Annotated in this window: 27 protein-coding genes and 1 pseudogene; 8 read left to right on the forward strand and 20 right to left on the reverse strand. The window is 64.2% G+C overall.

Annotated features, from left to right (window positions below; all coding sequences use genetic code 11):
* Window positions 1–54: 54 nt before the first annotated feature.
* Window positions 55–816, forward strand: a pseudogene (locus tag jaqu_RS04255) (IS5 family transposase); the annotation flags it as partial.
* A 76-nt stretch (window positions 817–892) separates the two neighbouring features.
* Here the strand turns inward: jaqu_RS04255 and jaqu_RS04260 are convergent.
* From jaqu_RS04260 to jaqu_RS04280, 5 genes are all read right to left on the reverse strand, one after another.
* Window positions 893–1,942 (reverse strand): flagellar basal body P-ring protein FlgI, encoded by a 1,050-nt coding sequence (locus tag jaqu_RS04260; protein ID WP_043917735.1) that lies wholly within the window; start codon window positions 1,940–1,942, stop codon window positions 893–895.
* Window positions 1,943–2,052: 110 nt separating this feature from the next.
* Entirely contained in the window at window positions 2,053–2,793 is a 741-nt protein-coding gene (locus tag jaqu_RS04265; RefSeq protein WP_141134280.1) for a hypothetical protein, read from the reverse strand.
* Window positions 2,794–3,055: 262 nt separating this feature from the next.
* On the reverse strand, window positions 3,056–4,486 hold the full coding sequence (gene flgK / locus jaqu_RS04270) for a flagellar hook-associated protein FlgK (protein WP_043917713.1): 1,431 nt from the start codon (window positions 4,484–4,486) through the stop codon (window positions 3,056–3,058).
* Window positions 4,487–4,505: 19 nt separating this feature from the next.
* Window positions 4,506–5,804, reverse strand: coding sequence for a flagellar hook protein FlgE (locus jaqu_RS04275; protein WP_043917714.1), 1,299 nt, complete (start codon window positions 5,802–5,804; stop codon window positions 4,506–4,508).
* Window positions 5,805–5,917: 113 nt separating this feature from the next.
* Window positions 5,918–6,712, reverse strand: coding sequence for a flagellar motor protein MotB (locus jaqu_RS04280; protein ID WP_043917715.1), 795 nt, complete (start codon window positions 6,710–6,712; stop codon window positions 5,918–5,920).
* A gap of 90 nt (window positions 6,713–6,802) precedes the next feature.
* On the opposite strand from jaqu_RS04280, the gene jaqu_RS04285 reads away from it, so the two are divergent.
* Entirely contained in the window at window positions 6,803–7,492 is a 690-nt protein-coding gene (locus tag jaqu_RS04285; protein ID WP_043917716.1) for a metal-dependent hydrolase, read from the forward strand.
* A gap of 4 nt (window positions 7,493–7,496) precedes the next feature.
* Here the strand turns inward: jaqu_RS04285 and jaqu_RS04290 are convergent, their stop codons facing one another.
* From jaqu_RS04290 to jaqu_RS04310, 5 genes are all read right to left on the reverse strand, one after another.
* Entirely contained in the window at window positions 7,497–8,036 is a 540-nt protein-coding gene (locus jaqu_RS04290; RefSeq protein ID WP_052500768.1) for a PNPOx family protein, read from the reverse strand.
* Window positions 8,029–9,078, reverse strand: coding sequence for a lipocalin-like domain-containing protein (locus tag jaqu_RS04295; RefSeq protein ID WP_043917717.1), 1,050 nt, complete (start codon window positions 9,076–9,078; stop codon window positions 8,029–8,031). The genes jaqu_RS04290 and jaqu_RS04295 overlap by 8 nt, the downstream gene beginning before the upstream one ends.
* Window positions 9,068–11,446, reverse strand: coding sequence for an ABC transporter permease (locus jaqu_RS04300; RefSeq protein ID WP_043917737.1), 2,379 nt, complete (start codon window positions 11,444–11,446; stop codon window positions 9,068–9,070). Before jaqu_RS04300 ends, jaqu_RS04295 begins: the two co-directional genes overlap by 11 nt.
* Window positions 11,446–12,096: an ABC transporter ATP-binding protein gene (locus jaqu_RS04305; RefSeq protein ID WP_043917718.1), complete on the reverse strand. Its 651-nt coding sequence runs from the start codon at window positions 12,094–12,096 to the stop codon at window positions 11,446–11,448. Before jaqu_RS04305 ends, jaqu_RS04300 begins: the two co-directional genes overlap by 1 nt.
* 117 nt (window positions 12,097–12,213) lie before the next feature.
* Window positions 12,214–12,945, reverse strand: a complete 732-nt coding sequence (locus jaqu_RS04310) for a proteasome-type protease (protein ID WP_043917719.1) — start codon at window positions 12,943–12,945, stop codon at window positions 12,214–12,216.
* 96 nt (window positions 12,946–13,041) lie between these two features.
* Here jaqu_RS04310 and jaqu_RS04315 point away from each other — a divergent pair, with 96 nt between their 5' ends.
* The gene (locus tag jaqu_RS04315; protein ID WP_043917720.1) at window positions 13,042–13,557 is read left to right on the forward strand and encodes a 2'-5' RNA ligase family protein; all 516 of its coding nucleotides are present in this window, start codon (window positions 13,042–13,044) and stop codon (window positions 13,555–13,557) included.
* A 12-nt stretch (window positions 13,558–13,569) separates the two neighbouring features.
* Here the strand turns inward: jaqu_RS04315 and jaqu_RS04320 are convergent, their stop codons facing one another.
* From jaqu_RS04320 to jaqu_RS04345, 6 genes are all read right to left on the reverse strand, one after another.
* On the reverse strand, window positions 13,570–14,424 hold the full coding sequence (locus tag jaqu_RS04320) for a transglutaminase family protein (RefSeq protein ID WP_043917721.1): 855 nt from the start codon (window positions 14,422–14,424) through the stop codon (window positions 13,570–13,572).
* A complete protein-coding gene (locus jaqu_RS04325; RefSeq protein WP_043917722.1) occupies window positions 14,421–15,362 on the reverse strand; it encodes an alpha-E domain-containing protein in 942 nt (313 codons plus the stop codon). Before jaqu_RS04325 ends, jaqu_RS04320 begins: the two co-directional genes overlap by 4 nt.
* 2 nt (window positions 15,363–15,364) lie before the next feature.
* On the reverse strand, window positions 15,365–15,718 hold the full coding sequence (locus jaqu_RS21305; RefSeq protein ID WP_141134281.1) for a hypothetical protein: 354 nt from the start codon (window positions 15,716–15,718) through the stop codon (window positions 15,365–15,367).
* Between the two features lie 245 nt (window positions 15,719–15,963).
* Window positions 15,964–17,379, reverse strand: coding sequence for a circularly permuted type 2 ATP-grasp protein (locus jaqu_RS04335; RefSeq protein ID WP_043917724.1), 1,416 nt, complete (start codon window positions 17,377–17,379; stop codon window positions 15,964–15,966).
* A 64-nt stretch (window positions 17,380–17,443) separates the two neighbouring features.
* Entirely contained in the window at window positions 17,444–17,614 is a 171-nt protein-coding gene (locus tag jaqu_RS21570; RefSeq protein WP_161793821.1) for a hypothetical protein, read from the reverse strand.
* Between the two features lie 103 nt (window positions 17,615–17,717).
* Window positions 17,718–18,089, reverse strand: a complete 372-nt coding sequence (locus jaqu_RS04345) for an Mth938-like domain-containing protein (protein WP_043917726.1) — start codon at window positions 18,087–18,089, stop codon at window positions 17,718–17,720.
* 357 nt (window positions 18,090–18,446) lie between these two features.
* On the opposite strand from jaqu_RS04345, the gene jaqu_RS04350 reads away from it, so the two are divergent.
* Window positions 18,447–18,908, forward strand: coding sequence for a hypothetical protein (locus jaqu_RS04350; protein WP_043917727.1), 462 nt, complete (start codon window positions 18,447–18,449; stop codon window positions 18,906–18,908).
* Between the two features lie 10 nt (window positions 18,909–18,918).
* Here the strand turns inward: jaqu_RS04350 and jaqu_RS04355 are convergent, their stop codons facing one another.
* Entirely contained in the window at window positions 18,919–19,662 is a 744-nt protein-coding gene (locus tag jaqu_RS04355) for a sulfite exporter TauE/SafE family protein (protein ID WP_043917728.1), read from the reverse strand.
* A 360-nt stretch (window positions 19,663–20,022) separates the two neighbouring features.
* Here jaqu_RS04355 and jaqu_RS21575 point away from each other — a divergent pair, with 360 nt between their 5' ends.
* Entirely contained in the window at window positions 20,023–20,241 is a 219-nt protein-coding gene (locus jaqu_RS21575; RefSeq protein WP_161793822.1) for a hypothetical protein, read from the forward strand.
* Between the two features lie 108 nt (window positions 20,242–20,349).
* Window positions 20,350–20,526: a pilus assembly protein gene (locus jaqu_RS21310; protein WP_141134282.1), complete on the forward strand. Its 177-nt coding sequence runs from the start codon at window positions 20,350–20,352 to the stop codon at window positions 20,524–20,526.
* 53 nt (window positions 20,527–20,579) lie between these two features.
* On the opposite strand, the gene secF is transcribed toward jaqu_RS21310, so the two are convergent.
* The 3 genes from secF to yajC are packed head-to-tail and all read right to left on the reverse strand — an operon-like array spanning window position 20,580 to window position 23,542.
* A complete protein-coding gene (gene secF, locus jaqu_RS04365; RefSeq protein WP_043917730.1) occupies window positions 20,580–21,545 on the reverse strand; it encodes a protein translocase subunit SecF in 966 nt (321 codons plus the stop codon).
* Between the two features lies 1 nt (window position 21,546).
* A complete protein-coding gene (gene secD / locus jaqu_RS04370) occupies window positions 21,547–23,217 on the reverse strand; it encodes a protein translocase subunit SecD (RefSeq protein WP_043917731.1) in 1,671 nt (556 codons plus the stop codon).
* 1 nt (window position 23,218) lies between these two features.
* Window positions 23,219–23,542: a preprotein translocase subunit YajC gene (gene yajC, locus jaqu_RS04375; protein ID WP_043917732.1), complete on the reverse strand. Its 324-nt coding sequence runs from the start codon at window positions 23,540–23,542 to the stop codon at window positions 23,219–23,221.
* 148 nt (window positions 23,543–23,690) lie between these two features.
* Here yajC and jaqu_RS04380 point away from each other — a divergent pair, with 148 nt between their 5' ends.
* Both jaqu_RS04380 and jaqu_RS20470 read left to right on the forward strand, forming a co-directional pair.
* Window positions 23,691–24,317: a hypothetical protein gene (locus jaqu_RS04380; RefSeq protein WP_043917733.1), complete on the forward strand. Its 627-nt coding sequence runs from the start codon at window positions 23,691–23,693 to the stop codon at window positions 24,315–24,317.
* 180 nt (window positions 24,318–24,497) lie between these two features.
* Complete coding sequence (locus tag jaqu_RS20470) at window positions 24,498–25,277, forward strand: pentapeptide repeat-containing protein (RefSeq protein ID WP_052500769.1); 780 nt, start codon at window positions 24,498–24,500, stop codon at window positions 25,275–25,277.
* Window positions 25,278–25,306: the final 29 nt, after the last annotated feature.

Consider the following 25,306-nt stretch of genomic DNA (forward strand, 5'->3'; position numbering starts at 1 on the left):
TCGAAGCGCTAGAGCCCTCTAGCCCGTAACCGTACACGAAACCGCGGGAACTCCACCTGCCTGACCTTGAAGGTCCTGTTCGGCATGGCGGTCAGGCAGATCACAGGCTTCGTCGAGAGCCTGCTGCGCCTAGTCGGTCTCGACTGGACGGCGCCGGATTTCAACACGTTGAGCAGGCACCAGAATACCTTGGCCGTGACCATTCCCTACCGTGGCGCGCTGGGGCCGCTGAACCTGTTGGTCGACAGCGCCGGCATAAAGGCGGAGGGCGAAGGCGAGTGGCACGCCCGCAAGCATGATGGCGCGAAACGCCGTGTCTGGCGCAAGATCCGCATCGGCGTCGACGAACAGAATCTGGAAATCCGCGCCATAGAAGTAACCGGTAGCAACGTCGATGATGCACCCATGCTACCTGAGCTGCTAAGCCAGATCCCCGCCAATCTGGAGATCGGCTCGGTTACTGCGGACAGTGCCTACAGCACCCGCAAATGCCATGACGCTATCGCCAGCCGAGGTGCACATACCGTCATACCTCCCCGAAAACACGCCAAGCCGGGGAAGCCGGCGACCACGGGCGCGATCGCTCGGATTCCGGCTCTCCGCGCATCGAAATTCCTTGGTCGCGCGATTTGGCGAAAGTGGAGCGGATACCACCGCCGAAGCCACGCCGAGACAAAGATGCACCGCGTGAAGCTGCTGGGACAGGGCGTAATGGCGCGCGACTTCGATCGCCAGGTCGCTGAACTTCACATCCGCGCCGCCGTGCTGAACGACTACACCGCGCTCGGCATCCCCATCACAGAACCCATAGGGTAAATCCGTCTGGGGAAAGGGGACGTGCGGCCCTCACCCGTTTTGCGCAACAGAGTCAGTCACGGACAGAAGACTGTCCCTATCGAACAACGAGTTCCGCATGAAGAGCACCTGCTGCCTTGATGGTCTGCAGGATGTCGATCATGTCTCGCGAGGATACGCCGAGAGCATTCAGCCCGGCGATCACCTCCGACAACGTGGTGCCGCCGCGAACGATCGAAAGACCGGGTCCGGGCTCTTCGCGAAGGCCGGCGCCTGTTCTCGGGACGATCACTGTTTCCCCCGGAGAGAAAGGATTGGGCTGCACTGCAATTGGTGCCTCTTCGACTTGTAGCGTCAGGTTGTTTTGTGAAACGGCGACCTGACTGATCCTAACATCCGCCCCCATGACAATCGTTCCCGATTTCTGATCGACGACGACACGCGCACGTCTTTCCGGAGCGACTTCGATATTCTCGAGTTCACTGATCAGATGCGCCGGTGACGCACGCCGCGCTCTGGCGACATCCACGATGACGGTACCGGCATCCGTCATTCTGGCCAGTTCCCCTCCCAGATCCCGATTGATGGCCCGCTCAATCCTCGCGGCCGTCGTGAAGTCCGCTTCGCGCAGCGCAAGACGGAGTTGCGTCAGGCTCTCGAAGTCGAAAGCGACCTCTCGCTCCACTCGCGCACCTGAAGAAATGATGCCCGATGTCGGGACACCTTCAGTCACTTCCGCCGCATCTCCTCCTGCGGTCACGCCGCCGGCCACGATCGTTCCTTGGGCGACAGCATACACATCCCCGTCCGCAGCCGTCAGCGGGGTCATCACGAGTGTGCCTCCAAGAAGACTCTCCGCGTCACCGATGGCGGAGATCGTGACATCAATCCGACTGCCTGTCCGCGCAAATGGAGGGAGAGCGGCGGTCACGATGACGGCCGCGACGTTCTTCGGCCTGAACTGTTCGCCTGTGACATTGACGCCCATCCGCTCAAGGATCGAAGTCATGATCTCTTCGGTGAACGGCGCGTTGCGCAGCCCGTCGCCGGTCCCATCGAGCCCGACGACCAGTCCGTAGCCCACCAGGTCATTCCCACGGACCCCACCGAAATCGACGAGATCCTTCAGGCGAATGCCTTGGCCCATGGCGGGCTGAAGCGACAACGTGAAGCTGGTCAGCAAAGCGAGCAAACCAAACGCAACTGACCTTCGTACGCTGTCCAGTTTTCTGGCCACGCCCCGCTTGATCAGCAACGTCATCCGAGGCGTTCCGCCAGGTTCAGCCGTGAAAGTCGCGCCGTCAGCGTATAGATCGTCTCCAATCGCGTGGTTTCCTGCTCGAGCTGGGTCGCCGTAAGATATGGGTCGGCGCCGACAAGCTCGTTCCGTCGCCTGCTTGCGTCGAAGCCCAGCCGCTTCACGTCATCGAAAGCACGCTGCATGTCGGCTTCGAAACGACCAATCGACTCCCGCAATCCGATCGCCCCGTCCGCGGAAGTCGCGACAGCCGCCGGCAAGCGGTCCACGAGGACAGCTTCGACCAAGCTTTGATCGAACGATGTTTGACCGAGAGCATAAGCGTACCCCACACCCTCCAGAGCAGTGCGGACCGAAGGATCGGCGACACTGATTGTCCATTCTTCCCGCGCCCCTGCCGTTACGAAGGACGGCGCTTCCGTCGGCAATGGAACCGTCCTTGTCGTCTCGAAAGGTCCACCCGCTGCGAAGTACGCTTCGACGGACTGCTGAAGCGCGTCGGGATCGGTCGCGGCGGCTGCGAGGAGATCCAGGTCACCCCGTATGGTCGAGGCAGCGGAGACTGCGTCAAGGGTTGCATGGCCACCACCGAAAATGGCGCGGCCATCGCTTCGGACATTCATGGCGTCCACAATTCGATTGATTGCATGTTCCGCAGCCTCCGCGACTGTAGCAATCTCGGGACCGGCCCCGGTGACCGATGGAACCAGCGAATCCCGAACTGTCTGGATCTCCACCAATAACCTGTCCGCCGATATCGCAGCGGCATCGCCGAACCGCCGCCCCGCTTCGACTGATTGGCGCATCGACTCGTGGAGCGCGAGGTCTCTCTCGGCGATAGCGAATGCTGAGAAATCGTGCCTCAGAGCAGATCCCGCATCCGTGCGACGTCCGGACGACAACTCGGCCGAGAGACTTCGGACGTCATCTCTCGTCCGCTGACTCGGCAAGGCGAGGGAGCTAACCAGAGAGCTCGTGCTCAAGAAATTGGTCATCGGCATCTCAGAACCTCGTCAAGCGTTCCATCATCTCATCAACGGCTTGGACGACCCGTGCCGCTGCCGCATATTGCTGTTCGATCTCGATAAGGCGTCGCATCTCCTCGTCGACATCGACCCCGGATTCCGAGTCGTGTTCCCGCGCAGTAGCGAGGATAGACTCCGCATCGAAGCGTTGCCCTTCCGCGCGGGAGGCCGCCGACGATGCGTTTGATAGTCGCGCGGCAGCGAGGCCCTGGAAACTGTTGGCGCCCGACCCGAGCACGGGGTCGGCCGGGATCTGTCGGCGGGCCAGCGCGTCGATCATGCGGGAAAGGTTGCCGACAGGTGCGGCAAAATCCGGCGCAGTCGCATTGAGACCATCTCTCAGGCGAAAGTGCGTCGCTGGGTCCTTTGGATTGATCAGTGGGTTCAGTTCCAGCCTACTCGCGGCCCCCGGCGTTCCACCAAGCGGATCCTGGAAGAGGCCTGTATCGCCGGGAAGAAGCGTTGGATCGGTCGCCGGATCGGAAAAGCGCCGCACCAGGTCGTCGGCGAGCGCATCAAGTTCGGCTTGGGCCAAAACCGCATCGTTGTCTCTTGTCTCGAAAAAAGCCGCAAGGCGTCCGCCGCCGACTGATCCCGTCCCGGACTGGATTGGCACGTCTCTTCCGTTGACCAAAAGACCGTTGAGGCCAGCACCCAAGGTGCGGTCCGGGGTCACTTCAACGACGGGAGTGAACGTGATCTCTGCAGGCTTTCCATCGAGCAGAATCGAGCCACCCTTCGACACCAAAGCCACCGCACCGAAATCCCGCTGCAGCACCTTGATTTCCAGGCTTTCCGAGATCTTGGAGAGAAGCGCATCACGACGATCCTCCAATGCGGCATATTCCGCGCCCCCGGCAACGGCCGAGGAGATCGCACCGTTCAGATCCGCGACTGCCTTGAGATCGGCATTGAGGGAAGCGACCTCATTCACGATCTGGTCTTCCGCGTTCTGACGGGACTGTTGGATTTCGCCGGAGATCTCGTTGATCTTTCCCACGACATCATTGGCGGCCTCCGCAAGAACGGCCAACCTGTTCGGCGACCCGGGTTGCGCGACGGCGTCGGTCAGAGAGATCTCGAAAGCATTGATCCGTCCTGACAGGCTGTTTGGCGCATCGGGTTCTCCGATTGCAGAGACGATGTCCGACCAGAATGCCGACCCGATACCCGCGCCGGCAGCACCTGCCGTCGCGTCTCGTAGGACCGCCAGCGATCCCGCGTCTCGTTGCCGCTGGACCGTCGCCTTGAGGCCCGGCGCATGGATCGAGATTGGCTCAACGGCGAGATCACGCCGCGCGTAGCCCGGGCGATCGGCGTTCGACACGTTCGATGCGACGATACTGGCGCGTCGGGACGCGATGTCGAGGCCATTGACGGCGGCGGAAAGGGCGGAAGAGAGGGACATTGGTCAACCTTTCAGCGGATCACCGCTTGATGTTGGTGGTTTCCTGCAGCATCTCGTCGACGGTCTGGATGACCTTCGCGTTGGAGCTGTAGGCGCGCTGTGTCTGGATCAGGTTGGTCAACTCTGAGGCGACATCCGTTGCGCTTTCTTCGCGGGCAAAACCGACGATATCGCCGACCGGGCCGTCACCTGCATCCCAGAGATAGAACGCACCCGATTCCGAGCCGACCTGGTACGTCTGGTTGGGAAGCGCCTGAAGCCCGTTGGGGTTCGGGACATCGACGACCGGCACCTGATAAATCGTGCGCGTGAAACCGGTGTCGAAGATCGCGTACATGAAGCCGTTGGAGTCGACCTCGATCGAGGCGAGATTGCCGACGGGCGATCCGTTCTTCGTGATCGCGACAGGCGCGAACACTTCGGAGACCTGGCTTAGGCCACGCGCTTCCAGCGGCCTGCCGATATCGATCGTGATCGGACCGGATTGCGCCGTTACCGTGATCAAACCCGTCCCGGCATCGTAGGTGCCTTGCGCGCCATTGACGACCGTCGCGATCGTGCCACCGTGATCACGGCTGTCGTCGAACGTGATGGTAAACTCGCCAATTTGCGTTCCCAGGGCATCGTCATCGATCGTCAGGGTCCATTCGTTGCTGGACCCTGCGGCCGGGACGGTGGGCGAGAATTCGAAGGACAGATTCTGCGGCTGGCCGAGATTGCCGTAATACTCGAGCGGAAATCCAATCGGATCGCCGGAGGCCCCTGCGCTGGTCTCGGTCGCGGGGAGATTCACGCCAAGCGTGATCGACGTGGTCGCATCCCCTTCATACTGGTTCGAGTCGACGCGGACGGGGACGAGACCGCTCGCCGTGTCACGCGGCTGGCTCGGCACATTGCCGTCCTGGTTGGCGGGCCAGCCCAACAGGATCTGTCCGCTTTCGGTTCGCATATAGCCGTTCGAATCGGGCCGGAAGCTGCCGGTGGTCGTCATCCGCAGCGGGACCTCACCGCTTTCGCTGTTAAGCGAGGATTCCGGCGTCACCGGGAGCATGCCACGCCCTCCGATGGAAAGATCGGTCGCGTTGTTGGTCGTGATCAGGGTTCCGCGCTGGTCGACCGCCCGGCCGGTCGTGACCCGGACGCCGCCTGCCGAATAGGCGCCCCGGCTCTGGTCCAAGACCAGGGAGTGAAATTCGGCAACCGCCCGCTTGTATCCGAAGGTGGCCGAGTTCGAGATGTTGTCGGAGATCGTCGCCAGCCGGCTTGCGTTGACGTTGAGCCCGGTAACGCCGGCATTGAGCGAGGAGGAAATCGTCATGTCTGTCCTTTCGGTCGGATCAGCGGTGAAGCCCGGCAGGTCCCGTATCGATGCAAACCTGACCAGCGAGGGTTAAGGCCGGGTGAACCGAGCCAGACGTGATAAATCGAATGCTACGCATCCGGTCGAAGCAGGATGATCTCGATGCGATCGTTACGCGTGGACGCGGCCGGATCGGCGGCGGGTCGGCGATCGCCATGGCCGGTCACCCGCATGAGTCGCGTTTCATCGAGACCCGCGACCAGCATGAGGCGTCGGGCGGTCTGAGCCCGGGCGATCGACCGTTCCCAGACCGGAAGATCACGCCGTACGAGGGGCGGCCTCGCAACGTGGGCTTCGATCGATATGCCGCCCGAAGTGCGGTCCGCCTGACTTACGACGGTCGCGATAAGCCGGCGCAGGATCGGTTCCGGATCTGCCTCGGAGGTGAAAAGCGGTGTCTCTGGCAGGGAGAAGAGTTCGATCACCAAACCCTCGTCGGTGACCCTCGCGGTGACGTTGCGACGATCCATATCCTCCACGAGGCTGTCGCCGCCCCTGCCGAGCAGCGCATCCTCGACGGCGCGCATGCTCTCTTCGGCCCCTTCCCCGAAGCCGGCCAGTTGCGTCTCGGTGATGCCGCCCGTCCCCTCGCGGACATCGCCACTCGCATCGACGAGGGAGTTGCCCCCGAAGGCACCATCGCCGCCGCCTGAACTACGGGCCACGGGGACGGTCGGGTTGAAGTAGTCGGCAAGCCCCTTGCGCTGCTTGTCGGTCGTCGCATTCAGCAGCCACATCAGCATGAAGAAGGCCATCATCGCGGTTACGAAATCCGCGTAAGCCACCTTCCACGCGCCACCGTGATGGCCATCACCCCCGGAGACCTTCTTGCGCTTGATGATGATGGGGCGGTTCGAGTCGCTCATGCAGACCCGATAGGGGCCGAGGCCTGAAGAAACCGTTTACCGGCCCGACAAATCGGCCATGCTGCGGATATCGACAGTGGGAGAAGGCATATGAGGATCACCTGGCTCGGCCATTCCGGCTTTCGTCTCGAAATCGGGGAGCAGATCCTGCTGATCGACCCGTGGCTCGCGGGGAATCCGGCCTTTCCCGAAGAGCGACGTCCGCAGGCGATCGAAGGCGCGACGGCGATCCTGCTCACCCACGGACATGGGAACCACGCCTCGAACGCTGCAAGCATCGCGGCCAAACTGGGCGTCCCGATCGCCTGCATTCACGAATTATCGGAATCGCCCGCCCTCTCGGCGGCGGAGTGCATCGGGTTCGGAAAGGGCGGCACCATCCGCTTCGGCGACGTCCGCGTGACCATGGTGAATGCCGTCCATTCCAGCAGCGTCGATTTCTCGGACGAACTCGGTGTCGCTGGATCCGAAGCCGGCTTCATCATCCGTGGCGAAGACCGGTGCATCTACGTGTCCGGCGACACGGATGTGATGGCGGATATGGGATGGATCGGTGAGTATTATGAGCCCGATATCGGCATCCTGTGCTGTGGCGGGCACTATACCATGGATATCGACGCGGCAGCCTGGGCGGCGAAGCGCTTCTTCGACTTCAAGACGGTCATCCCATGCCACTACGGGACCTTCCCGATCCTGGCGCAATCCGCGGAACCCCTTGCCGCCGCGCTGCCCGGGATCGACGTCCGTTTGCCGAATGTGCTGGAGCCGTTCGAGATCTAAGGCCCTACGGGGCGACCCAGACCCACATCCCGTTCCATTGCGCGCGCAGATGGGGATCGGACGAAAGGTTGACGGCATCTATCTCCACGATCCGTCCGACCAGCGCCGCATGCCGTTCTAGAGCGGGTGTCCGATCGAAGGCATCCTGATGGGCAATCGGCGTACCGGGCGTGGGATCCGTTCCGTAATTCCCGCGCGAGGCCTCCGGGATACGGGACCAACGATCGCGATCCCCACGGACGATCTCGACATCGAGGGACAAACGAAGCTGCTCCTGCGTGTTCGGATCCCAGAGCAGAATCTGGGCGCGGGGGTCGATCCCGATCTGTCTTGCCTTCGGTGTGCGGGCATCGGTGTGCATCTCGACCGCACGCGCGCTCCGGTCGCAGGCGCGCAAGGCAACCGTCCTCACCTGCGGGCCTTTCTGGCCAATTGTGGCCAGCGCGACGAGGCGCCATGGATCGTCGGACACGGAGCAGGCCCGCTCGATCCGGGACCACAGATGATCTTCGAGGCGGTCCAGCGACGCCCAACCGTCACTCATATCCGGTCATCTCCAGGTAGCCGCGTGCCGAATGGGTGCCCTCTGCGGTGACGGGCCCCTCCCAATAGGGGAACAACGTGCCTTGCCAGCTTTGCGGATTGACTGCCGTGACCGTCACGTCGACCCCCTCCGGCGGTAGCGCGAGGCGCCATGTCGTCGGCACATCCCGGCCGGAAACGTCGGAAAGATCCAGCGGATCCAGAACCAACTCGCCGTAATACGGCGTCACCGTCCCGTCAGGCTCGATCCAGGAGGCATAGGTGAACGGTGTCCCGCCACGCAGTTGGAACGCCATCAATCGCTCCCCCCCGGTCAGGTGCAATGAGAACCAGTCCCACCCTTCCTGATCGTCTTCCAGCGGCTGGGAGGACCATTCCCGATCCAGCCAGCCACGGCCCGTCACCTCGACATCACCATCCGGCAGACGAAGCGTCCCACCGACATCGTAGAACGGTTGCGAATAGTAATAGCTGGCCTGACCGGAGGCCGATTTCACACTGAACCCGTCTTCTCCGTGGCGCACGAGTGGCCCGGTCGCCACGAAGGATAGCTCGTATCCAGCCTCGCCGGTATCGGCGCTGAGCCTCAAGCTGTCGAGTTCGTCCCCGTCTCCGGCACCGTTCCGTTCCAGACGCCAGTCGTCGATCCACGCCGCGAACGGTTGGGCCATGACGCCCGCTTGGCCCACATCTCCGCGAGCGAAACGCTCGCCGCTGAAATGGGCCTCCGGCGTAGTCAGACCGAAATGGCCCATCCAGACCTGCGGACCGACGGGCGTCAGAGCGGACCGGAACAATGTCCACTGGATCCCGTAGTCGCGTCCGTCCTCGCCTTCGAGCACCGCTGTCAGGTACCACCATTCAATCCGGTACTCCGGATGGGGCCCGTGATCCTCGGGGAAGGTGAAGGCGCGTCCCCGTTCTGGAAGGGCAAAGCCCTCGCCACCCTGGCCCAGGCCGGCGAAGCCCTGCGACGCGGCTGGGGTGGACGACACGGCGACCAAGGCCGCGGTCAGGACGATCCGGATGGCTTTACCGTTCATGGGCGAAGACTTTCACAAGATCGGCCGGCGGCATCCGCCACAACCGGGCAGCCGGCAGCGCAGCCGCGGCCGCCGCCGCAAGCAGCGCCCAACCGGACAGGACGATCCAGTCGACCGGGAACACCCGCAGGGGCAAACGCCACCCGAAGGCCTGCACATTTACCACCGCCAAGAGCGCCCAGGCCAGTCCGATGCCGACCGGGATCGCGAGCAGGGCGGTCAGAAGAGCGAGTCCAACCGCCCGGATCAGGTCCAATTGCGCAATCCGTGCGCGCGTCAGTCCCAACGCCCAGAGAGGCGCGACCTGTGGCACGCGCATCCCGCTGAGGGTCGTCAGCGAGGCCCAGAGCGCGAAGGCCGCGACCCCCAGCGTCAAGGCGTTCAAGGCTCCGGTCACCGCGAACGTCCTTTCGAAGACGTTCAACGAGAATTGCTTGATCTCAGCCTGATTCACGACCCGATCGGGTGCCAGATCGAAGGTCGATGCGAGTTGCTCGGAGACCGCCTCGACCCGCTCCGGTGCCACGCGGACGGCAAACCTCGTCGCACTCGTCTCGGGAAAGCGGTCGCGAAACGCGTCCAGTCCCAGATAAGCCTGACCCCGTGGGTTTCCGTAATCCGAGTAAACCCCCAGCACGGGCCAGCGCCCCCCGCTGCCCAGGTCGACATGCGTGCCCGTCCAGACGTCCTCGCGCCGGGCGAGCTGCTCGTTCACCAGCGCGCCCTCTCCCGCCGCGAGTCGGCTCCAGACGTCGGGCACCTGGTCCAGCAAAGGCCAGTTCTCGCGATAGGTCGCATGGTCCAGCAGCCCGTAGATCTCGCCCGGCGCGCCCTCCAGGTTCGCCTGAGCCGCGACGATGGGCAGGACGGCGTCGACGCGGTCCTCCAGAAACCGGGCGATCTCGCGCGCCTGACTTTCGTCCTCTGCGTAGAGATACAGCTCTGCCGCGAGGCGTTGATCCAGCCATCCCGTAAACGTGCCGCGGAAGCTGCCGACCATCGTGCTGACGCCGATATTGGCCGAGAGCGCGAGCATCAGCGCCATCAGGGCAAGGCTCAGACCGGGGATCTGTTGACGGGCATCTGCCCAAAGCCATTGGGTCACCGGCCCGGTTGCGCTGCGGGCCCCGAGGGACAGAACGCGCATCAACAGTGGGGGCAGCAAGAGAGCCGCGCCCAGCAGAAGCGCCCCGAGCAGAAGAAACCCAGCGATCAGTCCCGTCGCCGTCAGCGCGAGGATCGCCGCGCCGGCCAGCAGCGCGACGCCGGTGATCGCCTGCAAGCGCAGCGTCGATATCCGCGCCTGCGCCCAGGCCCTCGGCATCGCCGGCGCAAGAACCGGAAGCGTCGCAAGCTGCCACAGGCTCCGCCCGCCGGCGATGGCGAGGCCTGCACCGGCCATCGCGAAACCCGATAGCCACCAGAGCGGCGACAGCGTCAGCCCCCCATCCACCCGCGCCCCGTAGAGCCCGGAGAGCGTGGCCGCCACGCCGGGAAGCAGGGCCGCGGCCACGGCATATCCCAGGACGATCCCGATCGCCCCACCGGCCAGCGTCAACGCGGCCAGTTCCAGCGCGAGACAAAGCGTCAGCGTGCGGGATGGCAGCCCCAGCGCCCGCAACGTGCGGAACAGGGGCCTGCGTTGCTCGAATGCCAGCCCGATTGCCGCGTGGACGATGAAGAGGCCTACGGCGAATGCGAGCAGACCGAACGCGGTGAGGTTGAGGTGGAAGCTGTCGGTCAGCCGCCCGATATCACCCCCCTCCCCGGCCGGTTCCTGGCGCGCGCTGCCCGGGATCAGTTCGGTCAGAGGCGTCAATCCGTCCCTTGGCGTCGGAAGGATCAACAACGCGTCGATCCTGTCTGTTTCGAGGATCCTCTGTGCGGCAGCGATATCCGCCAGGACGATGCCCGGTGCGATTCCATCCACGCCCGTCCCCGACAGACCGACGGGAAGCTCCGAAAGGGTGTTCGGGGCGACCAGAACCGTTTCTCCGGCGAGGAACGCGACCAACGTTTCGGTCTCGCCCAATGGCGCGGTCGCACTGCCGGGCGGAGAAGTGAACGGGTCGAGACCGACAAGACGCAGCGAGGTGCCCGGCACACGCGCTTCGATCACCGGGGACACGTTCCAGCCTGCGCGTCTGGCCGCTGCGAAATCCTGCAAGGTCAACTCGCCGGTCAGACGCGGCAGGGCATCCCGATCGAGGACCACAGCCGCCTCGGCATAGCTGCTGCGGGCTTGCGCATTGATCGCCTGGACCCCCGTCCAGAGGCCCGTCGCCAGCGCCAGTCCGATCACCAGCGTCAGGAGCTGCAACGGGTGTCGCCTCCAATGCCCGCCGAGGGCGCGGAGCGCCGCCGCCATCATGCGACCTGCCCCGCGCGGAGGTGCAGCCGTCGGTCCATCCGGCGGGCGAGCCGCTCCGAATGGGTGACCATGAGCAGGCCCGCCCCGCTCTCGGATGCGGCCTCTTGCATCGTTTCGAGAACCGCATCGCCGGTCGCCTCGTCCAGGTTGCCCGTCGGCTCGTCGGCGAGGATGAGACGCGGCCGCGCCGCAAGTGTCCGGCCGATCGCAACACGCTGCTGCTGGCCGCCGGAAAGCTGTTCGGGCCATCGGTCCAGAAAAGGCGTCAGACCGAGGCGATCCGCAAGTGTGGCGGGGTCCACTCCGCGGCCAGCAAGGCGGGCGTGGAAGGTCAGGTTGTCGCGCACCGTCAACGAGGGGATCAGATTGAACTGCTGGAACACCAGCCCCACGGCTTCGCGCCGCAATCTCGCGCGCTCTGCGTCGGCGGCCGACGCGATGTCGGTGCCCTCGATCTCGATCCGCCCGCGATCCGGCGTGTCGAGACCGGCACAGAGATGGAGGAGCGTGGACTTGCCGCAGCCGCTTTCGCCGGTCAGCGCGAGACTCTCGCCCGCCTTGACATCAAGGGAAATACCATCGAGCACCACCTGCGGGCCATCCGCGGTGCTGTATGTTTTGACGACGTCGCGGACGGAAAGCAGCATCCCCCCGGTGTAGCGGGGCGCGGCGCCGCTTCAACCGCCCGGAGGGTCGCAGGTCGGCGAAAGGCTACCCGGGTCCGGAATGCGACCGGAAGCCGTCCGGGTGAAAACGGCCTTCGATCAGAGCGTAACGCCCGGCAGGCTGTCGAATGCCGACCGCAACGCGTCGGACCACCCATCGGAGATCGCCCGCCAATCTGCGTCCGTATCCTCGATCCGACGTGACACGCCGAGGCGCAACGCATCGGTTTCCAGCACTTGCAGATCCAGCGGCGTTGAGACCGAGAGGTTCGCCTTGATCGTCGAGTCGAAGCTGACCATCAGCAGTTTCGTCGCCTCCTCGAAGCTCATGGCCGGGTCGTAGGCCCGCACGAGGATCGGACGGCCGTATTTCGTCTCTCCGATCTGGAAGAACGGCGTATCGGGCTGCGCTTCGATGAAATTGCCCTCGGGATAGATCAGATAGAGACGCGGCGGCCCGTCCTTGATCTGCCCCCCGAGGATGATCGTCGCGTTGAACGTCGAGGCCTGGCTCTGGCCGCCGTCCCGGCGTTCGGCGATGACCTGTTGCAGCGTGTCGCCCACGAGACGCGCCGCCTGGAACATGCTCGGTACGGTCAGAAGGCTGGGACTACGCTCGGATGCCGCGACGTTCCGTTCGTCCAGAAGGGAGACGACCGCTTGAGTGGTGGCCAGATTGCCTGCGGTCAACAGCACCATCGCCCGCTCGCCCGGGATCTCCCAGGTGAAGAGTTTTCGAAACACCGAGATGTTATCCACGCCCGCATTCGTCCGCGTGTCGGACAGAAAGACGAGGCCGCGATCCAGTTGCAGGCCGACGCAATAGGTCATTGGGAGAGTCCGTTTGTCTGCTCGGACAGGACTTCGCATGGCCCGCCGTCGCCGCGCAATCCGGAACGCGACGACATCGGTCGAGTTTGATCCATTATGGACCCGCTTATCGTAACGCTGGAAATGGATCCTCGGTCCCGCGATTTCTTCGACACTGTTCGGGAGGCGCATTTCCCTCCCGACCGGCTGTTCGTCGGGGCCCATGTGACCGTATTCCACAAACTGCCTTCCGATCGGATGGACGCGATCGTCGAGTCGCTGGCCGGGGCCGCCCTGGCGACGGGCCCCCTGCCGTTCGAGGTTGCAGAGCCGTTCGGCCTGTCGAAGCGGGGCGTCGCCTACAGGCTCGACGCGCCGAAGGCGAAATCGCTCAAGGGTCGGCTTGTCAGGGAATGGGACTTCGACCTCACCCAGCAAGATCAAGGGGGCCTCAGACCGCATGTGACCGTGCAGAACAAAGTCGCGCCGGAGGTCGCCGCTGCGACACTCGACAGCCTGCGGGCGACGTTCGAGCCGTCCAAGGGACGGTTCGAGGCGCTGGCGCTCTGGTGGTATCGCGGCGGCCCATGGGAGGCTGCGGGCCGGTGGGACTTCGTCGGCGGAGACCCCTAAGCCCCAGTGGGACTATTGCTGGGACTGCATCCCTTCTGGATGAGACGTACCGACGTCGGGCAGACGTCCGGGGGTGACATGGAGGTTCACCTCCATCGTCTCCGTCCCGCTTCCCTGCCTCAACCCCCGGATCGGCGCGGCATCGTCGTAATCGAGCCCCGTCGCGACGCGGACATACCGCGCGTCCGGAGAAATCCCGTTCGATACGTCGAACCCGACCCACCCAAGATCGTCCACATAGGCCTCGGCCCAGGCATGGGTCGCGTCCTGTTCCTCGCGTTCGTCCATCCGCAGATAGCCCGACACGTAGCGGGCGGGCCTATCCAGCAGGCGGGCACAGGTCACGAAGATGTGGGCGTGGTCCTGGCAGACCCCAGTGCCCGCTTCCATCGCCTCTTCGGCAGTCATGTCGACATGGGTCGTGCCCGTCGCGTAAGTCACCGCGTCGCGCACGGCGTCGGATAGCGCGTGCATCTGGGCAAGCTGGTCGTCCATCCCCCGCAGTTCGCGGACGAGGCCGAGCGTTCCGGGGCCCCGCCGCGTCCGATCCGTGGGGCGCAGAAACATCCAAAGGGGCATGTAACCGCCATGGCTGCCGATGACGCCGGTGTCGTCCGTCAGTTCCACCTCTCCCTCGGCCGTCACGACGACTTCGGTCGCGCCGGGCTCCAGCCCGATCAACTGGACGCGGTTCGCGTGTTCATCGTCGAATGCGCATTCGACCCGGCCGCCCCGGACATGGGTCTGCCAGTTCAGGACATTCTGCCCCGCCCGCGACTTCGGCGTCAGGCGGACCTGCTGCAGACCGTAAACGATCGGCTGGTCGTAACGGTAATGCGTGATGTGGCGGATGGAGAGCTTGGTCATGCGGCAAACCGGTAGTCCGTTTCGATCTGCCCGGCGAGCGCGGCATTTCGGGACAGAAAATCTTGCAGGAATTCGTGAAGCCCCTCGTCGAAGATGCTCTCGATCGTCGCACGCCGCAGGATCCCGCAGATGTCCTCGGCCATGTCGTGGCACGGCTGGCGCAATCCGTAGGTCCGTTCGAGCCATTCAAGATTGCCGCCGATCTTGCTGTAGCAGAACTGGAGGCTGCGCGGCATGCGCCCGTCGAGAATGAGAAACGAGGCGATCTCGGCGGCACCGCTGGACCGCCCGTGTGCCAGGCGGAAGGCGCTTTCGGCCGAGACGCCACGCAGGATCACCTCCCATTGGGCGTTGTCTAGCCGCGAGCCGACGCCGGCCGCGCTTGGCAGGAGGACGTAGTACTTCACATCCAACAGCCGTGCCGTCGCATCGGCGCGTTCGAGGAAAGTACCGAGCCGCGCGAAATCATACTGATCGTTGCGCATCATCGTCCCGTGCAGCGTCCCGCGCACGAACGCGCTGCGCTGACGGATCGTCGTCAGCACGGCCGGCAGGTCCCGTGTCGATACCTTACGGGCCAAAGCATCGCGGACCGCCATCCAGGCTTCGTTCACCGCCTCCCAGACCTCTCGGGTCAGAGCCGTGCGAACCAGGCGGCCGTTCATCCGGGCCGCATCGAGACAGGCCATGACCGAAGTCGGGTTTTCCTTGGCACGCAACAGCCAGTCTATCACGGCGTCGCCGGACACCTCGTCATGATGGGCATCATAGGCATCGCGAGCCGCCGCGGTCGCGAGGATCGACGCCCATTCGCTATCTTCCCTGTCGGGCCGTGTGAGGGCGATGCGCTGGCCTGTCTCGACCAGCCTCGCCAGGTTCTCGGCCCGTTCGAGATACCGGAACATCCACAGAAGCCCGCCCGCCGTCTTGCCGAGCATCCTCAGATCCCCCCTACGTCACGTGCGGGGTAGTGGAACGACCCGACGAAAGCGAAAGCGATGGCGCCGAACATGGTCAGGAGCATCGGGTGCGCCATCTCCTCGATCAAAGGCTGGCCCGGAAACAGGATACGCAGGATCAAGATGGCCGAGATGAACGAGGCCCAGACATGGGCTCCTCGACGCCATGCGAACCTCAGATGCCCGAACGGCCCTCGGAAATGGCGCGCATGCCGCGTCGCGAAGTCCGTCCCCCAGATCACCGAACGCCAAGCGGCCGCAGCGCAGAGAGCGATCGCCACGGCGGCTCCGAAGCGGAAGAAATCGCTTGTGGGATCCACGAGATGGGCCTGCATGCCGAAGACCACCAGACTTCCGAGAACGAGCGCGACGCAACCGAACAGGATCCTTTCCCAAGCGCCGACGTCTCTCGGCGGCCGTCCCGGCGGACTGAGCTCCGGAAAACCAATTTCGCCCCGCATGTGAAGGTCATCCAAAAAAAAACCCAGATTCGGCGCGCGCGGCTTCTTGCGCAGCAGACCGCCAAAGGCTCCGCCCCCCAGTCCGGAAGGGCGGTGCTCCGTGGATTGACCTTCCCCTCTCATTCCTCCTCCAGCACCCAGGTGTCCTTGGTGCCGCCGCCCTGAGACGAGTTCACCACGAGCGACCCCTTCTTGAGCGCGACCCGGGTGAGGCCGCCGGGTGTGATATCTATCCCGTTGGGCGAGACCAGAACGAAGGGCCGCAGATCTACATGTCGCGGCGAGAGACCCTTCTTAGCGAAGATCGGGCAAGTGGACAGGGACAGGGTCGGCTGGGCGATGTAATTCGATGGCCGCGCTTCCAGCTTCTTCCGGAACGCCTTGAGTTCTTTCTTCGACGCGGCCGGGCCGATCAACATCCCATATCCACCCGAGCCGTGAACCTCCTTGACGACCAATTCATCAAGATTGTCGAGAACGTGGGCCAGCGCGTCCGGCTCGGAGCAGCGCCAGGTCGGCACGTTTTCGAGCACGGGCTTCTCGCCGGTGTAGAATTCCACGATCTCGGGCATGTAGCTATAGATCGCCTTGTCGTCGGCCACGCCGGTACCGGGCGCGTTCGCGATGGTGATACCGCCCGCCCTGTAGACGTCGAAGATGCCCGGCACGCCGAGAACACTGTCGGGCCGGAAATTCAGCGGGTCGAGGAAATCGTCGTCGACCCGCCGGTAGAGGACGTCGATCGCCTGATACCCCCGCGTCGTCCGCATCGCGATGCGCCCGTCCACGACCCGAAGGTCATGACCCTCGACCAGTTCGACGCCCATCTGATCGGCCAGAAAGCTGTGCTCGTAATAGGCGGAGTTGTGGATCCCCGGCGTCAGCACCGCCACCACCGGCGAGTCGGTACACGCCGGCGGCGCACAGGCGGCAAGGCTTTCATGCAGGTTCTGGGGATAGCGCGACACCCGCTGCACGCGATTGAGCTGAAACAGCTCCGGAAACATGTGCAGCATCGTCTCGCGGTTCTCGAGCATGTAGCTCACGCCACTGGGCGTTCGGGCATTGTCCTCGAGGACATAGAACTCATCGGGCCCGGTGCGGACCAGGTCGATCCCAACAATATGCGTCCAGACATCCCCCGGCGGCGTGACCCCGATCATCTGCGAGAGATAGGCGGCGTTCCGCGCGATCATCTCGGCTGGCAGGCGCCCGGATCGAATGATCTCCTGGCGGTGATAGATATCGTGCAGAAAAGCGTTCAGCGCCCGGACCCGCTGCTCGATCCCCCGGCTCAGACGGCTCCACTCCCGGGCGGAGATGATGCGCGGGATGATGTCGAAAGGGATCAGACGCTCGGTCGCGTCCGGATCTCCGTATACGTTGAAGGTGATGCCCATCCGGCGGAACAGCTGGTCGGCTTCACGGGACTTGGCTTGCAACCCCTTGGGGTCTTCGCTGTCGAACCAGTTTGAAAAGGCCTGATACGGAAGGCGTACCTCTCCTCCAGCCCCTTTCATTTCATCAAATGTCATTGCGTGATGATGGCCTTACATCCGGGGAGGTGCAAGCGCCCGCCATCAGCCGGACGGAATGTGGTCACCTCCCGTCAGAGACAGGTGTCCCGGCGGCCTTCTTCGCGCGCGCCGAACGGGGCAGACGCGCGTCTTCGATTTCCTCCTCCAACCTCGACCTGCCGGTCAGGACAAAGATGAGGAAGGTGACGAAGGCGATGCCGGCAAATCCTGCCAGAAAGATTTCCAAGCTCATCGGATCGCTCGCTTCATGATGGAGGTCTTGAAAGCCGAACCTCATCGAGCCGCATCCGGTTCCCGCGACAGAACGATTCAGCGCAGCCCGTTCCGGCGCCGCCTCACGCGCCCGCCGTCTGCCCGACCGGCAGGACCGCGGCCGCGACGCGACGATCCTCCCCGATCAGGACATTGTAGGTCCTGCACGCGGCCGGACTGGCCATGGTCTCCAACCCCAACCCGGCCTCCTCCACGGCAGCACGAAGGTCGGCGGGCGCATGGGCAATCTCGGCCCCTGTTCCCAAAAGGATGAAGTCGACCTCCCCCGCGAGATCGGTGAGCGCCGCAATGTCGGACATTCCGCCCCAGCCGCGGATCATACCCGCTCTCGCGAGGACCGGTCCTTCATGGACCTCTCCGGCGATGCGGAAGAACCCGGGTCCGTAGCCATCGAAGGGCCGGACCCCGTCAAAGGTGACTTCCTTGATCTCCATCGCGACCTCCGTTTCGCACCGACCTAGCTCCGCGACGCGGACACGCCAAGGGCGCGCCTCGCTCCGGCCTCTCCTTCGCCCAGAAGGCAGGGCGATTCTGGCGGCCGACACGGCGCAGCGGTGACCAGTTGGGGGCATTGCAGCGTCCCCCGCTACAATCCCTGCGGTTGAGGTAGAATTGACATCGGTCAGGCCGGGCCCAGCAGCCATCCGTGCCCATTTTTGCCACATTCGAGGCGTAGGAAAGTCATCACAATTAGACGAAATGCTGGAGAGATTTTGATGTGCTCCGTTAACACATTCCTAACTGACGAAACCGGTACCATTACCGTTGACTGGGCTGTCCTCACTGCCCTCGTGACCGGAACGGCCATCTTCGGTGCCGGCGTGATCGGCCTCGGCATTGGCGGGTTCTCCGCGACTGCATCGACAGAACTGCATTTGATGAACAATGGCGGTGACGCGATCCTCGTCGATGGCGGTTACACGCCGAACGATGCAGCCCTCTACGATGCCTACCTGGCCGGGCTGAAGGGCCTGACCATCGAAGAGCTCGATGCGCTCGGCTCGTACACGAACCGGATCTACATGCAGGATGCGGTCAACGTCGCTTCCGCCGAGGCGCAGGGCACGAGCTACGACGGCTACAATAGTCAGGGCGAATACGTGCAGGATTTCGTCGCCGCTGTGGATCAGGCGTATATCGACCGCGAGACAACGCGGAGCACGTCGACGAATATCGACGCGTCCGCTGTGACCAACGCCATGGGAAAGATGGGCCTCGGAAGCGCTCAGCAGGATGCCCTTCTGAACCTCTGATCCTTGATCCTCACATGATCGGCAGGGCGGCGATCGCCGCTCCGCCGATCAGCAGGAATGCGATCCGCCGATATAGCCGTTCCGCCTCCGGGCAGAATAGCCGCGCCCCGACCACATTCGCGGCGATGTAGGGAAGGATCAGCGCGAACCCGAGTACGAGGGGTGGTCCGAACAGCCGCCCCTGAAAGGCCAGTGTCGCGCCCAGCATGATGTCCCATCCGACCAGATAGAGCAGGACGTTCGCCCTGATCGCACCCACTGGGAGCGGTGCGGTCACGTAGGCAAGGATGACCGGCGGCCCGGGAAGGCCGCTCACACCGCCCAGTGTCCCGCTCGTCGCGCCGATGGATGCGAGGACGGATGGCGTCATCCGTCCCCGCCAGCGCCACCCGGCGAGCATGAGCGCAACGGTCGCGAGACAGATCATCGACGCGAGCAATCTGAACGCGTCCTCTGAGAGCCGGTCCAGCAGCCAGAGCCCGAGCAGCAGGCCCGGAAACGCTGCCAGCAGAAGAGCGTACACCTGACGCGGCCGCCCTTCCCTCCATGCCTTGGGAACATTCGGTAACGGACCGAAGAGATCCATTACGGTCAGAGTGATCAGGACCCAGATCGGGGGAAGCACGATTCCCGCGAGTGGGACGTAGATCAAGGCAGTCCCGAACCCCGCGAACCCTCTCACGAGCCCCGCCAGGATCGCGATTCCAGTCAGCCAAGCGAATGTCGGAAACGAGACAGGCAGAAAGGCGTCCATTGTCCCCGGTCCTACGTCAATCGCGCCATGGTGTCGCCACGTCCCGGTGCGAAATTAAGGCCGGAGAAAGGCAGGATGAGGTTAGTCATGAGTAGACTTGGTACAGGAACAGTCCCGTGCGGTGGTCGCCTTCTCGTCTTGGCCGCCGCCGGGGCTGCCCTGCTTGCAGGCGCAGGCTGGAGCCTTGACGGAAATGCCGCGCGCGTTTCCGACCCTGGAGTGCGGGCCGTTCATTCGCATCAAACCGTCTCCGCGTCGCGTCCGGCCTCCCCGCTTGCGAACCGAAAAATCCACGACCAGGACTTCCACGATACCTGGCTTGCGGCCCTTGGTCGCCTCGAGCCGGCGGAGCTGCTTGTCGTGGGTGTCTATATCAATGACCTGGAAGAGAAGGTCGCCCCTCATCTCGCCAGAGGACAGGACCGAGAGCGGCTTTCGGACCTCTCCACCGGGCTGGACCGCATGTTCCACATGACCGGCCTTACCCTCGATGCTGACGTCAACCCGGATCCCGACAAGGTTCACCAAATCGCAAAGGTCGAGGGCTGGGACGAGGATTTCCTGCGGCTGACGCGTTGAATTGTCCTTAAAATCGTCCGGCTCTTGTCGGTAGGCGACCCTTCACGAGACAAACTCTCGTCAATTTAGTCCTGCATTCAGGATGCGAAATAGGACTGGAGAGAGTAGATGAACCATTTTCTTTCAGATGAAACCGGCGCCGTCACCGTTGACTTCGTTGCCTTGACCGCGGCTATCTGCGGCCTGGGCCTTGCGGTTCTGATTGTGGTTCGCCAGGGCGTCGATGACACAACGGGCGACATCAGCCAGGTTATGAAGAACTACGAGATTCAGACCAGCTTCTGATCTCGGGCTTCCGCCTACATGCTCTGGGCACCCTCACATTCTAGAGGGTGCAATCATGCATCCACGTCCGCGAACTGCGTCCCGGCATCCGAAGGTTTCTTCGGATCCCGGTCGATGCCCAACATCAGCACCACGTTCTTCGCCACGTAGACCGACGAATAGGTGCCGACGATCACGCCCCACGTGATCGCGAAGACGAAGCCCCGGATTACATCCCCGCCCAGAACCAGGAGCGCGATCAGCGCCAGCAGGGTCGTCCCGGACGTCATCAACGTCCGGCTGAGCGTCTCGTTGGTCGACAGGTTCATGACCTCCTGCAGAGGGGTCTTCTTGTACTTGATCAGGTTCTCTCGCAGCCGGTCGAACAGGACGACCGTGTCGTTGATCGAGTAGCCGATGATCGTCAGGATCGCGGCGATCGTCGCGAGGTCGAAGCGGATCTGAAGCAGGCTGAAGATCCCGATCGTCAGGACGACATCGTGCACCAGTGCGGCGATGGCGCCGATCGAGAACTGCCATTCGAAGCGCAGCCAGATATAGACCAGGATCGCCGCAAGCGAGGCAGCGACGGCCAGGATCGCGGTCCAGATCAGCTCTCCGGAAACTTTGGGCCCGACGCTTTCCACACTGGGAAAGCTGATCGATGGATCGACGTTGCGCAGGGCTTCCTCGACGGCGAGGATCGTCTCTGGCGTGACGGCCTCGGCCCCTTCCTGAGCCTGGATGCGGACCTGCGCCACGTTCTGGTCCGGCGCGAAGGTCGGATCGAACACTTCCGAGATCACCACGTCCCCCAGGCCCAGCGGCTGGAGCGCGTCCCGGTAGGCGCCGACATCGACCGCTTGCGTCGATTCGGTCCGGATCGTCGTGCCGCCCAGGAAGTCGATCCCGAAGTTCAGACCGACCAGCGCCCAGATCAGAAGCGATGCGATCATCGCGACGACCGATGCCCCGAACGTCACCTTCCGAAAACGGAAGAAGTCGAAATTCGTCTCTTGCGGAACCAGGCGAAGGCGCATCTCAGACCTCGATCGTCTTTGGGCGGCGGCGCTCGAACCAGAACACGACCAGCAGGCGGGTGACGAAGATCGCCGTGAAGACCGATGTCAGGATCCCGATGCCCAGGGTGACGGCGAAACCGCGGACCGGGCCGGAGCCGAGCGTGAACAGGATCGTCGCGATGATGAACGTCGTGATGTTGGCGTCCACGATCGCCGACAGCGCGCGCTCGTAGCCCAGCTCGATGGCGCGGGCCGGGCCCTTGGCGGTCTTCAATTCTTCGCGGATGCGCTCGAACACCAGCACGTTGGCGTCGACGGCCATACCGATGGTCAGCACAATCCCTGCGATGCCCGGCAGCGTCAGCGTCCCGCCGATCAGAGACAGCACCCCGAAGATCAGCGCAATGTTAATCGCCAGCGCAACGCTCGCGAAGATCCCGAACAATCCGTAGCTCAACACCATGAAGGCGAGCACGGCGGCTAGCGCGATGATCGCGGCGATCTGGCCCGCGTCGATACTGTCCTGACCGAGTTCCGGCCCGATCGTGCGTTCTTCGAGGAATTCCATCTCGGCGGGCAGTGCGCCAGCGCGCAGAAGGATGGCGAGGCGGTTCGCCTCCTCGACGGTGAAACTGCCGGTGATCTGTCCGGATCCGCCCGTGATCGCCTCGCGCACGACGGGGGCGGTGATCACCTCTTCGTCGAGCACGATGGCGAAGGGCTGCCCCACATTCTGCGTCGTCCAGACACCGAAGGCACGGGCCCCCGACGGGTTGAACCGGAAGGTAACGGCGGGCAGGCCGTTCTGATCGAAGGCCGGTTGGCTGTCCACCAGATCGTCGCCCGTCACCACCGGGGTCCGGTCCAGCACGTAGAAGAGCCCGCCATCCGCCGCATCCATCGACGGATGCAGCAGCTCGTCGGCATTCCCCCGCTCCGCCCCGTCAGAGGTGCGGCGCACGACCGAGTGGAAGGTCAGCCGCGCGGTCGTGCCGATCAGCTCCTTCAATTCCGTCGCCGAGCCGATCCCCGGCACCTGGATCAGGATCCGGTCCGCGCCCTGCCGTTGGATCGTCGGCTCACGGGTGCCGGCTTCGTCGACGCGCCGTCGGATGATCTCCAGCGATTGCTGCATGGTGCGGTCGTCGGTGGCGCGCGCCTCCTCTTCCGAGAGCGTGACGACGATGACGTCCCCCTCGGCGCGCACGGCGATGTCGGTGGCGCCGACGCCGGTCAGGCTGGCGACCGGCTGGGCCAGAGCGCGGACCGCGGCCAGCGCGGTCTCCATGCCGGCGGGCTCTCCGATGCGGACACGCAACTCCCCGGGCGGCGCGTCCTGCCGGCGGATCGTGCCGACCTGGTCGCGCACGTCGCGCAGGGCGTCGCGCACCTCGGGCCAATAGCCGTCCAGACGCGACTCGTAGACGTCGGCCAGTTGCACTTCGGCCAGCAGATGCGCGCCCCCGCGCAGGTCCAGCCCCAGGTTCATCAGCCCCGAGGGCAGGAAATCGGGCCAGCCTTCCAGCGCGGCGGTCTGCTCGGCATCGGGCTGCCCGCCCGCCTCGACCAGCCGCGCGGCGTCGTTATAGGCCTCGACCCGGCCGTAGAAGACGTTCGGCAGGGACAACGCGATGCCCGCCAAGCAGACCAGCAGGATCAGGACCCGCTTCCACCCCGCGATCTGCAGCATGTCAGGCCGCCGGTTCGGTCTTGGACAGCACCTGCGCGATGGTGGAGCGCACGACCCGCACCTTGACGCCCTCGGCCAGTTCGACTTCGACCTCGTTGTCGTCCTTGACCTTGACGACCTTGCCGATGAGCCCGCCTTGCGTGACGACCTGGTCGCCGCGGCGCAGGGCCTCGACCATGGCGCGGTGCTCTTTCATCTTCTTGGACTGCGGGCGGAACACGAAGAGGTAGAAGATCGCGATCAGGATGATCGGGAGCAGGAACGTCTCGAGGCCGGGCCCCGGCGGAGCGCCTGCGGCCTGAGCGTAAGCGGGGGATGCGAACATGCGTCTCTCTCTGGTCGTGGCGGGGCCTGCCGCCCCCTTCTGAGAAGTCGCGGCACCCTATGCGGGCCACATGGGGGGCGCAAGGCGGGGTGCCAAGCCGTTTCCGTTGCGCCACCCGCCCGGCGTGGCCAATCTGCCAGACGTGACGATGACGATTCCCCTCTGGTTGATGCTGCTCCTGGTCGTCGGGCTGGGCAGTGCGGTTGTGGCTTGGCTTCTTCCGCGAGAAGGCACCGGACCAGCCCATGAATGGGTCGAGAAGCTGGGACTAGACCACCTGCCTCGTCCGATCTCGGCCGTGAGTGTCACGATCTGGGGCGTTCTTTTCGCGCTGTTTCTCTACGGCCTCGTCTGGTTGCTGATCGACCTCGCGGCCCGCGACCAAGGCAATATGCGGGACTTTCGCACGTCGCTGCTGGCCGTTGCCGCGATGGTCGCGGGCGTCTCGGGCCTCGTGGCGTTCCCCCTGACCCTGATCCGCACCCGGCAGGGAGAGCGCCAGACCTACGCCCGCGAGCAGGACCTCGTGACCGACCGGATCAACAAGGCGGTGGAGAATCTCGGGGCGGAGAAGACTGTCAGGCGCCACCGGAAGAACTCGAAGGGAGTGCTTCTCTACGAGGATGGCGAAGACAAGAAACCGGATTTCAAGAAGCCTATCATTACCGAGGAAACCGTCCCCAACCTGGAGGTCCGCATCGGAGGCCTCTTCGCGCTGGACCGGATCGCCCGCGAGAACCTCGGCTTCCACGTCCAGATCATGCAGATCCTCTGAGCCTATATCCGCCAGAACGCCCCCGCGAGCGGAGCGAAAAAGCCGCCGGACCTGAACCTGCCAAAGCCGGAGGAGGGCGCGGATCTTGATGCCGTTTGGCACAGGTGGCGGGGCGACTATCTGCAGCGGCTAGAAAAGTTCGAACAAACGCTCGATCCCCGCGATGACATCCAGATCGCGATGGAACTGATCGGCCGCCGCAGCGATCGTCAGCGCCGCATCGAAGCGGCCTGGCATGTCGACGGCGTCGAGGCGCGCGACAGCCCCTTCGACGAGCCGCTTCCAGATCTGCCACGGACGCCCGAGGACTGGGTAGAGCGCTCCGAGGCGGCACGGTATGCGCTGAAGCAATATCGCGGCAACATGATCAAGGCGCCCGGCTATCGGCTGGATCTGCGAAACACCGACCTGCAGGGGCTCGACCTCTCCGGTCTCAATCTTCGCGGCTGCCTTCTCGCGGGCGCGCAGATCCAAGGGGCCAACCTCGTGGTCGCGCAGATGCAGGGGGCCGACCTCGGGGTCGCACATATGCAGGGGGCCGTCCTCATGAACGCGCATATGCAGGGGGCCAACCTCGGGGACGCGCATATGCAGGGGGCCGACCTCGCGGGCGCGCAGATGCAGGGGGCCTATCTCTGGGACGCGCAGATGCAGGGGGCCGAACTCTGGAAAGCGGAGATGCAGGGGGCCCTCCTCGGGCGCGCGAATATCACATTAGCGCGGCTGGCATCGAACGACCTCTCTGACGTCGGCCTTACAGCCGATCAGTTCAAGACCGCCTTCGGTGACGGATCCGTGATACTGCCGCACCCGCTGAAAGCTGGTGAACCGCCTTTGGAGCACTGGCCGACGCGCGAACTCGCCTTCTTCCCCGACAAAAACGGTCAAACCGAATACGGCCGCCACTACGCCGCCTGGCGCGCCGACCCGGACGCCTACGACCCGGAGGCGGACTACTAGACCCCCCGCCCCGCCGCCGCTATCCCGCC

Origin of the sequence: Jannaschia aquimarina (assembly GCF_000877395.1) — a bacterium.
GTDB lineage: Bacteria > Pseudomonadota > Alphaproteobacteria > Rhodobacterales > Rhodobacteraceae > Jannaschia > Jannaschia aquimarina.